This is a genomic window from Rhizobium sp. rho-13.1, from assembly GCF_007000305.1.
Classification (GTDB): Bacteria; Pseudomonadota; Alphaproteobacteria; order Rhizobiales; family Rhizobiaceae; genus Rhizobium; species Rhizobium rhododendri.
Map to the genome: position 1 here is coordinate 80,750 of NZ_SCFL01000015.1, position 14,686 is coordinate 95,435.

Genomic DNA, 14,686 nt, shown 5'->3' on the forward strand with positions numbered 1-14,686 from the left:
ACAGATCGATGTGCTCGCTTTGCGGCATTCTCGGGGGCAACGAGCATTGGGCCGATGCCATTGCCCGTCCCGGCGTCTACACGCGCAACACCGAGCGCATCGATCGGCGGCGGGAAAGGGCGGCGCGCGTGCGCATCGCCAACCGCGTGCTGGCGGCCTTCGGCCTTTCCCTCTCGGACTGGCAGGGCACATCGTTTCTGCTGTCCACCCGGACCGGCAAAACCGAGATCATCGAGGATCTCGGCCATTTGTGGCCGGCAGCCGAGACGCTGGCGGGCAGGCCGCTCGATCCGCTGGCGCTACCGTTGCTCGACAGGCTGGAGGCGGAGGCGAATGGCTGATGATTACCCCGCCTTCACGCCGGTCAATCTCCTGACCGGCTTTCTGGGCTCGGGCAAGACCACACTGCTTCGCCGTATGCTGGGGGATCCGGCCATGGCCAACACCGCCGTTTTGATCAACGAATTCGGCGAAATCGGCCTTGATCATCACCTGCTCGAGCGGATCGACGAGACCATGGTGCTGCTGCAATCGGGCTGTCTCTGCTGCACCGTGCGCGGCGAACTGGCCGAGGCACTGCGCGACCTCCACGCCAAGCGAGACGAGGGTCTCGTGCCCGCCTTCGACCGCGTCGTCATCGAAAGCACCGGCCTTGCCGATCCCTTTCCCGTATTGTCGACTCTGAAGGCCGACCCGGTTCTGCGCCATCACTTCAAGGCAGCGACCACCATCGCAACGGTCGATGCCGTTAACGCGACTGTGCAGCGCAGCCGTGCGGAATTCGCGCGCCAAGTGTCGGTTGCCGACCGTATCGTGCTCACCAAGACCGACCTTTCATCACAGTCACAGGAAGACAGTGCGGTTGCGGCCATCCGCGCGCTCAATCCGGATGCGACGATCCTGCGCGGCGCTGGTGACGATCTCGATCTACGACGTCTGCTGGTCGATGATGCCAGCGGAGAGATGAGCCTGTTCCGCTGCGACGAGCCGCTGGTCGGCGATGGTTCGATCCACACGGGAAAGATCCAATCCTTCGTTCTTAAGGCAGAGACCGCAGTCGATTGGACCGCCTTCGGCATATGGCTGACGATGCTGCTCAATCGCCATGGGGACAGGATCCTCCGGGTAAAAGGCATCCTCAATGTCGCCGGCGAGCCCCGGCCCGTCGCCATCCACGGCGTCCAGTATCTCGTGCATCCGCCAACACATATGCAGGCCTGGCCCTCGCAGGACCGTCATTCGGCCGTTGTCTTCATCATCGACGGCATCGACCCTTCTCTGATCGTTCGATCCTTCCAAGCCTTCAATGCCCTCGGCTGACGCCTGATCGTCTCGCCTGCCCATATAATCGTCATCTGCCACCGAAACTGTGTGCAGTTTTGACTGCTGATCCAAATAACCCAGAGATTTCAACCCCAAAAAACTGGCACGGGGTTTGCTTGTCTTATTTCAGAGTTGGTGGCTAGGGTTCCGGCGCTATCATGGCGTGCTGGTCCGAGAGCTACCACCGGTCGGGAGAGAAATCCCGCCGGGTGCACGGCGGGAGAAAAGCCCGGGAGACCTCGTTAGCCAAGGGATTGGCTGCGTGAGTCTGTGCCAATCCCTTTTTGAGTTAAAGCAAAAGGGGAATTGTCATGCAGAGCATTTCGAAAGCATTTTCCGTCGCGGCCTTGGCTGCCTCTCTGGCCATCGGCCTTGCACAGGGTGCGGCTGCCGCTCCGAAAACAGAATTCAAGGTCGCCTGGTCGATCTATGTCGGCTGGATGCCGTGGGGCTATGCGGCAGATCACGGCATTGTCAAGAAATGGGCCGACAAATACCGCATCAAGATCGATGTCACGCAGTTCAACGACTATGTCGAATCGATGAACCAGTACACCGCAGGCGCCTTCGATGCGGTCACCCTCACCAATATGGACGGCCTGTCGATCCCGGCCGCCGGCGGCGTGGACACTACGGCTGTCATCGTCGGCGACTTCTCCAACGGCAATGACGCGGTTATCCTCAAAAGCAAGGACAAGCTCGCCGACATCAAGGGGCAGCCCGTCAATCTCGTCCAGTACTCGGTCTCCGAATATCTGCTGGCTCGCGCATTGCAGAGCCTCAACCTGACGGAAGCGGACATCAAGGTCGTCAACACCTCCGACGCCGATATGGTTGCCGCCTACAAGACAGCCGACGTCTCGGCAGTTGTCACCTGGAACCCACTGGTCTCGACCATTCTCGAAGACCCGACGGCCAAGAAGGTTTTCGACAGCTCGCAGATCCCGGGCGAGATCATGGATCTCATGGTCGCCAACTCCACCGTGCTGAAGGAAAACCCGAATTTCGGCAAGGCTCTTGCTGGCATCTGGTACGAAACGGCAGCCTTGATGACGGCCGAAAACGACGAAGGAAAGGCAGCCCGTCTCGCGATGGGAACAGCGTCCGGCACCGATCTCAAGGGCTTCGAATCACAACTCGCCGCCACCAAGCTCTTTTCCAAGCCTTCCGACGCGGTGACCTTTACGGCTTCGGCCACCCTGCCGAAGACCATGGATCTCGTCCGCAACTTCCTCTTCACCAAGGGCCTGCTGGGCAGCGGTGCGGCATCCGCCGATGTCATCGGCATTGAAATGCCGGACGGCAAGGTGCTCGGCGACAAGGGCAACGTCAAGCTCCGCTTCACCGAAACCTACATGAAGGCCGCGGCCGACGGCGCGCTCTGACCGCCATGCAGGAGCGGCGCGCCCGTGCCGCTCCCGTCCACTCGAAACGCGGAGCCAACGCCTTGCGATGGATCAACACCAAGCCCAGCCCGGGTGCCCGGCTGGCATTGACACTGCTGCCATTCGCCCTGCTTGCGGTCGCCTATACCGTAGGGTCGGTTACGCGGCTCGCCGAGAATGCCAATGACAAGCTCTTGCCCGGCCTTACGCAATTTGCCGATGCGATAAACCGGATCGCCTTTCTGCCGGATACGCGCACCGGCGACTATCTCTTCTGGGGCGATACCGCCGCAAGCCTTGAGCGTCTTCTGGCCGGCCTGGGGATCGCGACGGGGATTGCGCTAGCAATCGGCATGGCGATCGGCATGCTGCCTTATCTCCGCGCATTGCTTTCGCCCTTCGTCGCCGTCATCTCCATGGTGCCGCCATTGGCGCTGCTTCCGATCCTGTTTATTGTGCTGGGGCTTGGCGAAACGTCGAAGATTGCCCTCATCGTGATCGGGATCGCGCCGACGATGATCCGTGACCTCGCCCTCCATGCGCTCGAGCTGCCCCGCGAGCAGATCGTCAAGGCGGAGACGCTCGGGGGCTCGTCCTGGCAGATCGCCCTGCGCGTCGTGCTGCCGCAGATCCTGCCACGCCTGATCATCAGCATCAGGCTGCAGCTCGGCCCGGCCTGGCTGTTCCTCATCGCTGCCGAGGCGATTTCGTCCGATGCCGGGCTCGGCTACCGGATATTTCTGGTTCGCCGTTATCTCTCGATGGACGTGATCTTTCCCTATGTCGTCTGGATCACGCTTTTGGCCGTCATCGCCAATGTCCTGCTCGATCAGATCCGCATCGCCGTCTTTCCCTGGTCCGCACTGGAGAAACAGGGATGAGCGCACTGGTCATCGAAAACGTCTGGAAAGAATACGGCGATCAGATCGTCCTGGAGAACGTCTCGCTGACGGTCGAGCCGCGCGCCTTCGTGGCCCTTGTCGGCCCGTCCGGCTGCGGCAAGAGCACGTTCCTGCGCATGCTGCTCGGACAGGAGCAGCCGACGCGCGGACGCATCTTGCTGGATGGAACGCCGCTGCCGTCTGAACCCGGACGCGATCGCGGCGTCGTCTTCCAGCGCTATTCGGTCTTCCCGCATCTAACCGTGCTCGGAAACGTGCTCCTCGGCAAGGAAATGACCGCCTCGCCGCTCACGGCAAAGCTCAGGGGCGCCTCGCGCCGGCGGGCGATAGAGGAGGCACGGGCGCTGATTGCGCAAGTCGGCCTTTCCACATCGGAAACCAAATATCCAGCCCAGCTGTCCGGCGGCATGCAGCAACGCCTCGCCCTTGCGCAGGCGCTGATCATGACACCGAAGGTGCTGCTTCTCGACGAGCCCTTCGGCGCGCTCGATCCCGGCATCCGCGCGGAAATCCACACGCTGATGAAGCGCCTCTGGCATGAGACGCAGATGACCGTCGTCATGGTGACCCACGACATGCGGGAGGCCTTCACGCTCGCCACGCGAGTCATTGCCTTCGAGCGGCCGCGCGATCGGCCGGAGGAGAAAATCCGCTACGGCGCGACGATCACCAACGACATCTCGATCTGGCCGCCGCGGCGCGCCGGATCATCGATAGCGTCCAGCCCTGACCGGGACGGCCCGGTTCCCTCTCTGGGCCCTCGCCAGGACGACCTGGCAATCCGTGAGACAGAGGAGAAATAGCCATGCACATCCATCGCACGACTGACGAGATAGCAGCAGACCGGGCGCGCTACGAAGAGCACCAGCGCCGCGGCCTCGACTTTGCGCCAAAGACCCTGCCGGCGCCAAGCCCGGTGCCGGCCCCGGAAATTCCCGCTAACACGATCATCCATCAGGAGGTCATTCCGGGCGGATGGTACTGGTCCACGTTGCTCAAGCGTGGTGAGGGGCTGAGGATCGACCAGAAGGAGGGCACGTCGACAGTCGCCCTCGTTGCCTGGAATGCTGCCGACACCAGCGAGCGCCTGAACCTTGTCGACACAGCCAAAATCCAGTGGACGACGGCACTTAGCAAAGGCCGCGTGCTGTTTTCCGACATGGGCCGTGTGATGTTTTCGATCACCGAAGATAGCGCCGGTACCCATGATTGCCTGATGGGCGGCTCGAACGCCGCCTCGAATGCGATGAAATATTCGGGCGTCAAGACACGCAACACCAGAGACAACCTCGTTCTGCTGGCTGGCAAGCTCGGCCTCCAGCGCCGCGACATTCCCGGCATGCTGAACCTGTTCGCACCGGTCAGCCTCGACGAGGACGGGGGGGTCCATTGGCAGAAGAAGCTTCCAAACAGCGGCGACTATGCCGAGTTGCGGGCGGAAATGGACCTTCTCGTCGGCTTTTCCAACTGCCCCCATCCGCTCGACCCAAACCCCACCTATGCGCCCACACCCGTGACCATCACCCGGTTTCGCGCCCCCGCACCGACCGGTGAGGATCTGGCAAGAACGGCAACTGCCGAGGCCATCCGTGGCTTCGAGAACAACGCCATGATGCAGGCTTGAGGGAGCGCGACCATGACAGACTTTATCCAGACCTCCATCGCCCGCACGATCGACAACGCCGTCGCCGATCATCGCATCCCCGCCGAGGCACCCTGGTCGGGCATCGTGCGCAAGGGACAGACAATTCGCATCGAGGACAGCTACGGGCAGCAGGCCATCGACACCCTGTTCTATCGTGCCGATGATTTTTGTGAGCGCTATTCCAACCAGGATACGATGCGCACCCAGGGTGCCGCCTATGTCAGCGTCGGAACCGGGATCGTTTCCAGCGAAGGCAACGTGATGCTGACGATGACGGCTGACAGCTGTGGTCGTCACGATACGTCCGCCGGTGCGTGTTCCTGCGAAAGCAATACGGTCCGCTTCGGTCACGGCACCAAATACCTCCACGCCTGCCGCGACAACTTCATTCTGGAGGTGACGAAGCATGGCATGGACAAGCGCGACATCGTCCCGAACATCAACTTCTTCATGAACGTGCCGATATCGCCCGATGGCAAGATGACCATCGTCGACGGCATTTCGGCGCCAGGGGATTATGTCGAGCTAGTGGCCGAGATGGACGTCCTTTGCGTCATCTCAAACTGCCCTCAGGTCAACAATCCCTGCAACGGCTTCGACCCGACGCCCATCCGTGTCCTCGTCTGGGATCCCGAGGTCTGACCCATGTTCAAGAAAGTCCTGATCGCCAACAGGGGCGAAATCGCCGTCCGGATTATCCGGACACTCAAGCAAATGGGAATAGCATCCGTCGCCGTTTATTCCGATGCGGACAGGTTCTCCCTGCCCGCGCGTGTCGCCGACGAAGCCGTCAGGCTCGGGCCGGCCGTGGCCACGGACAGCTACCTCAACATCGACGCCGTCATTGCGGCCTGCAGGCAGACCGGTGCTGAGGCTGTCCACCCGGGCTACGGCTTTCTTTCGGAGAATATCGGCTTTGCCGAGCGCTTGGCAGCAGAAGGCATCGCGTTTATCGGGCCGAGGCCGGAGCACCTGTCGGCTTTCGGCCTGAAACACACGGCAAGAGCGCTGGCGCAGGCAAGCGGCGTCCCGCTGCTGCCCGGCAGCGGATTGCTGGAGAGCCTGCAAGAGGCATGCGCCAAGGCAGCCGAGATCGGCTATCCCGTCATGCTGAAAAGCACGGCCGGTGGCGGCGGTATCGGCATGCAGCTCTGCCACGACGAGGCCGCACTGAAGGCAGCCTTCGAAGGGGTGCGTCGTACCGCCAATGCCAGCTTTGGCGATGCCCGCGTCTATATCGAACGCTTCGTTGCCAACGCTCGACATATCGAGGTGCAGATCTTCGGCGACGGCAAGGGGAACGTCGTCGCTCTCGGAGAGCGCGATTGCTCTTTGCAGCGGCGAAACCAGAAGGTCGTCGAGGAGACCCCTGCCCCCGGCATTTCCGCAGATGTCCGCGCGCGCCTCCACAAGGCCGCTGTCGACCTCGGTGCTTCCATTTCCTATTCTTCCGCCGGCACCGTGGAGTTCATCTACGATCCACGCCGCCAGGAATTCTATTTTCTCGAGGTGAACACCCGCCTGCAGGTGGAACATCCCGTGACCGAAGCCGTCTTCGGCATCGACCTCGTCGAATGGATGATCCGGCAGGCAGCCGGCGAAGATGTTCTGTCAAAGGCGATGGATCTGCGCCCGAAGGGGGCGGCCATCGAGGTGCGGATCTACGCCGAAATGCCGCATGCGGATTTCCGCCCGAGCGCCGGCCTTTTGACCGAGGTGGCATTCCCCGCCAATGCGCGCGTTGACAGCTGGATCGAGACCGGAACGGACGTCACCCCCTTCTACGACCCAATGCTGGCAAAACTCATCATTGCCGCCGATGACAGGGAGACGGCCATCGAAAAGCTCAAGGCCGCGCTTTCGGAAACCGCGATTTGGGGCATCGAGACCAATCTCGACTATCTGCGAAAAATCGCCGCCTCCGAATTGCTGGCCAGCGGCAATGTCGCGACAACCGCATTGCGTGACTTCGCCTTCATCCCCGATATCATCGAGGTGCTGGTGCCCGGCGCCCAGTCCAGTATTCAAGAATTGCCGGGCCGCCTTGGCCTCTGGCATGTCGGGGTGCCGCCGAGCGGGCCGATGGACGAGCGCTCGTTCCGGCATGCAAACCGGCTTGTCGGCAACCATGACGACACGGCCGCGCTGGAGTTGACGGTCTCGGGACCGACATTGCGCTTTTTTACGCAGACGTCGATAGCCCTGGCCGGTGCAGAAATGGCCATGAGCTGCGACGGCACGCCCTTGCCGCATGGTGAGCGGGTCGTCATTCCTGCAGGCGCCGTCCTGACCGTCGGCAACATCACCGGCCCCGGTCAGCGCGCCTACCTGGCCGTCGCCGGAGGCTTTGCGGCGCCCACAGTGCTTGGCTCGCGCGCAACCTTCACGCTCGGCCAGTTCGGTGGCAATGCGACCGGCGCGCTGAAGACCGGGCATGTCCTGCATCTCGCCCGCCATGAAAAGACGCAGGCGCCCAAGCGTGCGGAGGCGCCGGCGGAGCTGACGAACGCCTGGAATGTCGGGGTGGTCTACGGCCCGCACGGGGCGCCGGATTTCTTCCAGCCGGGCGATATCGACGCGCTCTTTTCCCTGCCCTACGAGGTGCATTTCAACAGCGCCCGAACGGGGGTCCGGCTCCTCGGCCCCACGCCAAAATGGGCACGGACCGATGGCGGACAGGCAGGGTTGCATCCCTCCAACCTGCATGACAATGCCTATGCTATCGGCGCCATAGACTTTACCGGCGACATGCCGATCATCCTTGGTCCGGATGGACCGAGCCTCGGCGGCTTCGTATGCCCCGCCGTGATCGCGCGCGACGAACAATGGAAGATGGGCCAGTTCAAGCCGGGCGACACCATCCGTTTCCATCCGGTGGTGCGTCCTGACGATCCCCTGACGGCACCGGCCGCGCTGGCCGGCGCGACCGAAAGGGGATCGGCCATCGTCGGTACGTTCGACAAAGCGCCGGTGACGGTCGTCTATCGCCGGCAGGGGGACGACAATCTCCTTGTCGAATACGGGCCCATGGAGCTGGACATCGCGCTTCGCCTGCGCGTCCATCTGTTGATGAACGCCGTCAGGGACGCGCGCCTTCCCGGCCTGATCGATCTCACGCCGGGCATTCGATCCCTGCAGATCCATTATGACGGCTCGACGCTGACGCGTCGACGATTGCTGGGCCTGCTGGCGAATCTCGAAGCCGGGCTTCTTCCGGCCGAACAGGTCACGGTTCCAAGCCGGATCGTCCATCTGCCACTTTCGTGGAATGACCCGGACGCCGAGCTGGCGATGCGCAAATATCAGGAGCTCGTGCGGCCGGATGCGCCCTGGTGTCCCTCCAACATCGAGTTCATTCGCCGGATAAATGGGCTGGCGGACGAGCAGGCGGTCAAGGACATCGTCTTCGATGCCAGCTATCTCGTACTGGGGCTGGGCGATGTCTATCTCGGCGCGCCGGTTGCAACGCCGGTCGATCCAAGGCACCGCCTCGTGACCACAAAGTACAATCCGGCGCGCACCTGGACGCCGGAAAATGCCGTCGGCATCGGCGGCGCCTACATGTGCATCTACGGCATGGAGGGGCCGGGCGGCTACCAGCTCTTCGGCCGCACGATACAGGTCTGGAATACCTGGCGGCAGACGCCTGTCTTTGACACGGGCAAGCCATGGCTTCTGAACTTCTTCGACCAGATCCGCTTCTTCCCCGTCAGCCACGAGGAACTGGCCGAGGCGAGAGCCGCCTTCCCTCACGGCGGCTACCCGATCCGCATTGAGGAGACCGAATTCTCCTATGCCGACTACGCGCTCGAACTGAGCAAGAACGCCCAGTCCATCGAAGCATTCAAGCACCGGCAGCAGGCGGCATTCGAGACCGAGAGGCAGCGCTGGAAAGCCGAAGGTCTCGACAGCTTCGTGACAGACGATGGCGGCGGAGAGAGCTTCGATGGAGATGTGCCCGAGGGCTGCTTCGGCGTTGCCAGCAGTGTACCCGGCAATATCTGGAAACTGCTGGTAGAGCCCGGTTCCCATGTGTCGGCGGGCGATACCGTTGCTATCATCGAGTCGATGAAGATGGAGATCAACGTCACGTCCCACGTGGCTGGGCGGGTGCGTGAACTCCGGGCCGCTCCGGGGCGTACGGTGAAGGCCGGAGACCTCCTGATTGTGCTGGAGGACCCCTGACCAAGGCTGCCTGCACCGGGGACGGGGACCGCCGAGACCGAGACGTCGCGGCAGTCTGATGCTGGTGTCCCCCCAAGGTGGATCGACTGAGTGTGCGCCGGCATGCGAGGGCGCGCGCGCCATCGGTCGTAAAAAGAGGTGCAAGAACGCAATGCCACGCCCTTGAACCTTGGTGAGCACTGCCTCATATGAGGATCAACCCATGGTCCGGGCCCCTCTGGCAGTCGCTTCCGGCGCGTCTGTGATGTCGGACCCTCCCGACAGACGATGCCGGACTAGGACCGAGGGACATGTCTCTTTTCCCACCGCACCCTGCAGGCCGGTCTCATGACGGACCGATGGTCTCTGCCGACTATCCGCCGTCCCAAACCGGCATCGGCTGGAAAACATCCGTTCGACCGATCGAGACGTAAGGCTAGACGGGGTCTCCTGGCGCGACAGAGATTGGTGGGGCATGTCATGAACAAGTTTGCAGCAGCAGCATTGGGGGTTGCCGCAGTCGGTGTGGCGGCGATAAACTGGCGGTGGATTGATGCACCACCCGGTATGGCTTTTATCCAACGATCCGAAAACAGACCCGTTGCCCGCGCGGCAGGGCCTGTAGCCGTGGAAGTGGCGAAGGCCAAACAGGTCCTGTCGACCAGCGACATCAACGCGATTGGCACGCTGCAATCCGACGAGTCCGTCCAGCTTGCCCCCGAAATTGCAGGGCGCATCGTCGAAATCAAATTCGAGGAAGGCAGGCCGGTCAAGGCTGGCGAGGTCCTCGTCCGGCTTGACGATACACTGGCCAGAGCAGCCGAAGAGGAAATGAGGGTTCGCCTCGACCTTGCGACAACCAGCTACGATCGTGCGAAACGTCTCGCCGGAACGGGAAGCGGCACCGGCCGCGAACTCGACGTCGCGCTTGCCGAGCGGAGCACGGCCGAGGCGTTGTTGAATTCCCAGCGCGCCCAGCTTGCCAAGCTCGATATCCTGGCACCCTTTACCGGAACGGTCGGCCTTCGCCGCATCTCGACCGGCAGCTATGTCGGTGCCGGTACGACGCTGGTCAATCTCGAAAAGATCGACGTGCTCAAGGTCGACTTCAAAATCCCTGAGGCAAACCTGCAGAAGGTCCGCGTCGGACAGAATATCGAGGTTGTCGTCGATGCCATCCCCGGCCGGCAATTCACGGGCACGATCTATGCGATCGATCCGATGCTCGACGTCAACGGGCGGGCGATCAGTATCCGGGCCACGCTTCCGAACGCCGATCTTGTGTTGCGGCCGGGCCTTTTTGCCCGCGTCGTCGTCAAGGGTCTAAAGGAGCGCCAGGTTGTCACCGTGCCGGAGGCTGCGATCGTGGCGCGCGGCCAGGAGCGGTTTGTTTGGACCGTGGTCGACGGCAAGGCCCAGGAAACCAAGGTGAGCCTTGGAGCGCGCAAGGCCGGCATGGCCGAACTCGAAGGAATCTCCGGCGACATGACGGTGGTGACCGCCGGACACAATCGCCTGCGAAACGGATCTGTCGTCGATATCGTTGAAAGCGCGGCAGCCGAGCCGGCGATATGAGGAGAGGCTGATGGGTTTTTCGGAACTGTGCATCCGCCGGCCGGTGTTTGCGACCGTCCTCAGCCTGCTGATGCTGCTGGTCGGTATCGTCTCCTATGACCGACTGGCGGTGCGCGAGTATCCCAGTATCGACGAGCCCGTGGTTTCCGTCGTCACGACCTATCCCGGTGCTTCCGCCAGCATCATTGAAAGCCAGGTCACCCAGATTCTCGAAGGATCGATCGCCGGCATTGAAGGCATCGACGTGCTGGAATCGACCAGCCGCTCGGAATCGAGCCGCATCACCGTCCGCTTCCGCCTGGAGATCCAGCCGGACGTGGCCGCAAGCGATGTGCGCGACCGGGTAAGCCGGGTGCGTCAGCGTCTGCCGGACGAAATCACCGAGCCGGTTATTTCCAAGGTCGAGGCCGATGCCCAGCCGGTGGTCTTCGTTGTCTTTCGCAACGACCGGATGAGCCCCCTCGAACTCACCGATTATGTCGATCGCAATGTCGTCGACCGCTTCAAGAATGTGACCGGCGTTGCCGACGTGCAGATATACGGCGAGCGGCGATACGCCATGCGGATCTGGATCGATCGCCAGAGGCTTGCTGCCCTGAACCTCACGGTGCAGGAAATCGAGGATTCGCTGCGGGCTCAGAACGTCGAGATCCCCGCCGGCCGACTGGAGAGCAACGACCGCGAGTTTACGGTCCTTTCCAAGTCGGCGATCGGCACGGTCAGCGAGTTCGAAAACATCATCGTCAAGCGTGGCAATGGCGTGCTGGTGCGCCTGAGCGAGGTTGCCCGGGTTGAGCTCGGCGCTGCCGACGAGCGTCGCGCCGGTCGCTTCAACGGCGAAAACGCCATCGTGGTCGGCATTATCAAGCAGGCGGTCGCCAATCCGCTCGATGTCTCCGCCGGCATCAATGCCATCCTACCAGACATCAACGCCAATCTGCCGGAAGGCATGACGGGTGCTGTCGGCAACGACAACTCGGTATTCATCGACAGGGCGCTGGGGGCCGTCTACGCGACAATCGTCGAGGCCATCGTCCTCGTGCTGATCGTCATCGTCGTCTTTCTGCGCTCGTGGCGGGCCTCCATCATTCCGATCGTTACCATCCCGATTTCGCTGATCGCCACCTTCGCGATCATGTATGCGCTCGGTTTCAGCGTGAACACCCTGACCTTGCTCGCCATCGTTCTCGCCATCGGTCTGGTGGTCGATGATGCCATCGTCGTGCTCGAGAACATTTTCCGCCACATCGAGGACGGCATGGCGCCGATACCGGCGGCCATCAAGGGAACGCGGGAAATCGGCTTTGCGGTGATCGCCATGACGCTGACGCTCGCCGCCGTCTATGCGCCCGTGGCCTTTGCCACCGGCAGAACGGGCAAGCTGTTTCTCGAATTCTCGCTGACGCTTGCAAGCGCGGTGATCGTGTCGGGCTTCGTCGCCCTGACGCTGACGCCGATGATGTGCTCCAGGCTCCTGAAACACGAGAAGGAACCGGGGCGAATATCGGCGTTCATCGAGCGGGGGCTGAGCGGCCTTGAGAACGGCTATCGTCGCCTGCTGGCGACCTCGCTCGGCATGCGCCGCCTTGTCGCGCTGGCGGCTGTCGTCGTCGCCGCCTGCAGCGCCTTCCTCTATGTCGGCTTGCCGCAGGAGCTGGCACCCGTTGAGGACCGCGGCATCATCCGCGTGGTCGGCACGGCGCCGGAGGGCTCGACGCTTGCCTATACCGAACGCTATTCCAAGCAGGTGGAAGCCCTTCTCAAGCCGATCTCTGAAGTCGGCAGCGTCCAGACGATCAACGGCATGCCCGAGGTGAACCGCTTCCAGGTTATCGGCCGCCTCAGCGATTGGGATGCCCGCGACCGTCGCCAGCAAGAGCTGGTGGCAGAGTTGCTCCCGGCCCTGCGCCGCATCGCCGGCGTCACTGCTTTTGCCAGCAATCCCCCCTCGCTCGGCACCTCCAACAATGCCCGCCCGATCGAATTCGTGTTGCAGAGTTCAGGCACCTATGAGGAGCTCGACCAGGTGACCCGTCGTTTCATGGAGCGAATCTCTGAATTTCCCGGTCTCACCAACATCGATAGCGACCTGAAGCTCAACAAGCCGGAAATGACCATTAATATCGATCGCGAAAAGGCGTCCGACCTAGGTATCGACATATCTGTGATCGGCAGGACCCTCGAGACGTTGCTCGGCGGCAGGCAGGTTACCCGTTTCGAAAATGACGGTGAGCAGTACGATGTCTATGTCCAGCTGGCAGCGGAGGACCGCACTGCACCATCGACCCTCTCGACGATCTTCCTGAAGTCGCCGACCGACCAGATGGTGCAATTGTCGAACCTCGTGGGCGTCAAGGAAACCGTCGCGCCGCAGGAGCTGAAGCGTTTCAACCAGCTGCGGTCGGTGACGGTGTCGGCAAACCTTGCCGCTGGCGTATCCACCGGCGAAGCGCTTTTCTTCATGGAGACGGCAGCCAGGGAGGTCCTGCCGGACACAGTACAGACCGACGTATCCGGCCCAAGCCGCGAATTCCGCGCTTCCGGCCAGAGCCTGCTCGTGGTGTTCGTCCTCGCGCTCGGCTTCATCTACCTAGTGCTTGCCGCACAGTTCGAAAGCTTCCGCGATCCGCTGATCATCATGGTGACGGTACCGCTGTCGATGACCGGCGCGCTGGCCGCGCTTTCGCTCGGCGGCGGCTCGTTGAACGTTTATTCGCAGATCGGACTTGTCACGCTGGTCGGCCTCATCACCAAGCACGGCATTCTCATCGTCGAATTTGCAAACCAGCGGCAGGAGGCAGGGCACGACCGGCTTTCGGCAGTGATCGATGCCGCTGTCATGCGCCTGCGGCCGATCCTGATGACGACAGGTGCCATGGTGCTGGGTGCCGTGCCGCTCGCCATCGCCCAGGGCGCCGGTGCCGAAAGTCGCCACCAAATCGGCTATGTCATCGTCGGCGGCATGACGCTGGGCACGTTGCTGACGCTTTTCGTCGTACCGATGGTGTATACGTTTGCGGGTCGCAGGATGTCTCACCAGGAAGTCACGCCGCTCAAAGCAGAGGTTAGTGCTGCGACACTCACATAGCCGCCTTGGTGGCTCGTGCATTGCCATTAAGGTGACGGCAGTCGCTTTCAGGGCCGTCTGTCACACTTGCGCAATGAGCAAGGAGAACAGCGCTGCCGGGCAAAAAGGAGAATCATCGGTTCGAATTCGTTTGCTACCACTTGTCGACATCGGTTTAGCGACAATGGACCCGGTGTGCGTCCCATTGATGGGACGGTATTATCCATGAATTGGCTTGAGCCTTGGGGAACCGCTAGAGGAAATCGAAGACGGCACGGCTTCTTTTTGGCAAGGCTGGGAGGTGGAGTTCCACAAGGAGCCGGTACCGGCCCCTGAGCTATATGGTCTGAGAGTGAGGCTCATCGCCCGCCGCTATGACTGCGACGATGCTCTTATTCAGCTGTCTGACGAAGCATGGCAAAAGTTCATCTCACGTGGACGCAAGCGGAGGAAGGGGATGCACGATGGCCTGAGACTGCCGTTTACGCATCCCTGGATAGGTGGGCGTCAATCGGACTGCGCGATGATCATGCCGAATGGACCGGCGACTTTACCGAATGAACAGGGTCAATCGCTGCAATTGGCGCAAACCAGTCGTATCAATTGAACACCGACTTGAGGTCGG

Annotated in this window: 10 protein-coding genes and 1 riboswitch; all 10 genes read left to right on the top strand. The window is 62.0% G+C overall.

Annotated features, from left to right (window positions below; all coding sequences use genetic code 11):
* Window positions 1-8 precede the first annotated feature (8 nt).
* Window positions 9-341: a hypothetical protein gene (locus tag EQW76_RS23765; RefSeq protein ID WP_142831369.1), complete on the top strand. Its 333-nt coding sequence runs from the start codon at window positions 9-11 to the stop codon at window positions 339-341.
* On the top strand, window positions 334-1,320 hold the full coding sequence (locus EQW76_RS23770) for a GTP-binding protein (RefSeq protein WP_143123289.1): 987 nt from the start codon (window positions 334-336) through the stop codon (window positions 1,318-1,320). The genes EQW76_RS23765 and EQW76_RS23770 overlap by 8 nt, the downstream gene beginning before the upstream one ends.
* Before the next feature lie 131 nt (window positions 1,321-1,451).
* A riboswitch (guanidine-I (ykkC/yxkD leader) is annotated at window positions 1,452-1,561 on the top strand.
* Between the two features lie 73 nt (window positions 1,562-1,634).
* The gene (locus EQW76_RS23775) at window positions 1,635-2,708 is read left to right on the top strand and encodes a putative urea ABC transporter substrate-binding protein (RefSeq protein ID WP_143123290.1); all 1,074 of its coding nucleotides are present in this window, start codon (window positions 1,635-1,637) and stop codon (window positions 2,706-2,708) included.
* A 62-nt stretch (window positions 2,709-2,770) separates the two neighbouring features.
* Window positions 2,771-3,589: an ABC transporter permease subunit gene (locus EQW76_RS23780; RefSeq protein ID WP_143123291.1), complete on the top strand. Its 819-nt coding sequence runs from the start codon at window positions 2,771-2,773 to the stop codon at window positions 3,587-3,589.
* Window positions 3,586-4,413, top strand: a complete 828-nt coding sequence (locus EQW76_RS23785) for an ABC transporter ATP-binding protein (protein WP_143123292.1) — start codon at window positions 3,586-3,588, stop codon at window positions 4,411-4,413. Before EQW76_RS23780 ends, EQW76_RS23785 begins: the two co-directional genes overlap by 4 nt.
* Before the next feature lie 2 nt (window positions 4,414-4,415).
* Window positions 4,416-5,234, top strand: a complete 819-nt coding sequence (locus tag EQW76_RS23790; RefSeq protein WP_142831364.1) for an urea amidolyase associated protein UAAP1 — start codon at window positions 4,416-4,418, stop codon at window positions 5,232-5,234.
* A 12-nt stretch (window positions 5,235-5,246) separates the two neighbouring features.
* A complete protein-coding gene (locus tag EQW76_RS23795; RefSeq protein WP_143123293.1) occupies window positions 5,247-5,897 on the top strand; it encodes an urea amidolyase associated protein UAAP2 in 651 nt (216 codons plus the stop codon).
* Between the two features lie 3 nt (window positions 5,898-5,900).
* Window positions 5,901-9,440, top strand: a complete 3,540-nt coding sequence (gene uca, locus EQW76_RS23800) for an urea carboxylase (protein WP_143123294.1) — start codon at window positions 5,901-5,903, stop codon at window positions 9,438-9,440.
* Between the two features lie 459 nt (window positions 9,441-9,899).
* A complete protein-coding gene (locus EQW76_RS23805) occupies window positions 9,900-10,994 on the top strand; it encodes an efflux RND transporter periplasmic adaptor subunit (RefSeq protein ID WP_161991079.1) in 1,095 nt (364 codons plus the stop codon).
* A gap of 10 nt (window positions 10,995-11,004) precedes the next feature.
* The gene (locus EQW76_RS23810; RefSeq protein ID WP_142831360.1) at window positions 11,005-14,082 is read left to right on the top strand and encodes an efflux RND transporter permease subunit; all 3,078 of its coding nucleotides are present in this window, start codon (window positions 11,005-11,007) and stop codon (window positions 14,080-14,082) included.
* The last annotated feature ends 604 nt before the right edge of the window (window positions 14,083-14,686 follow it).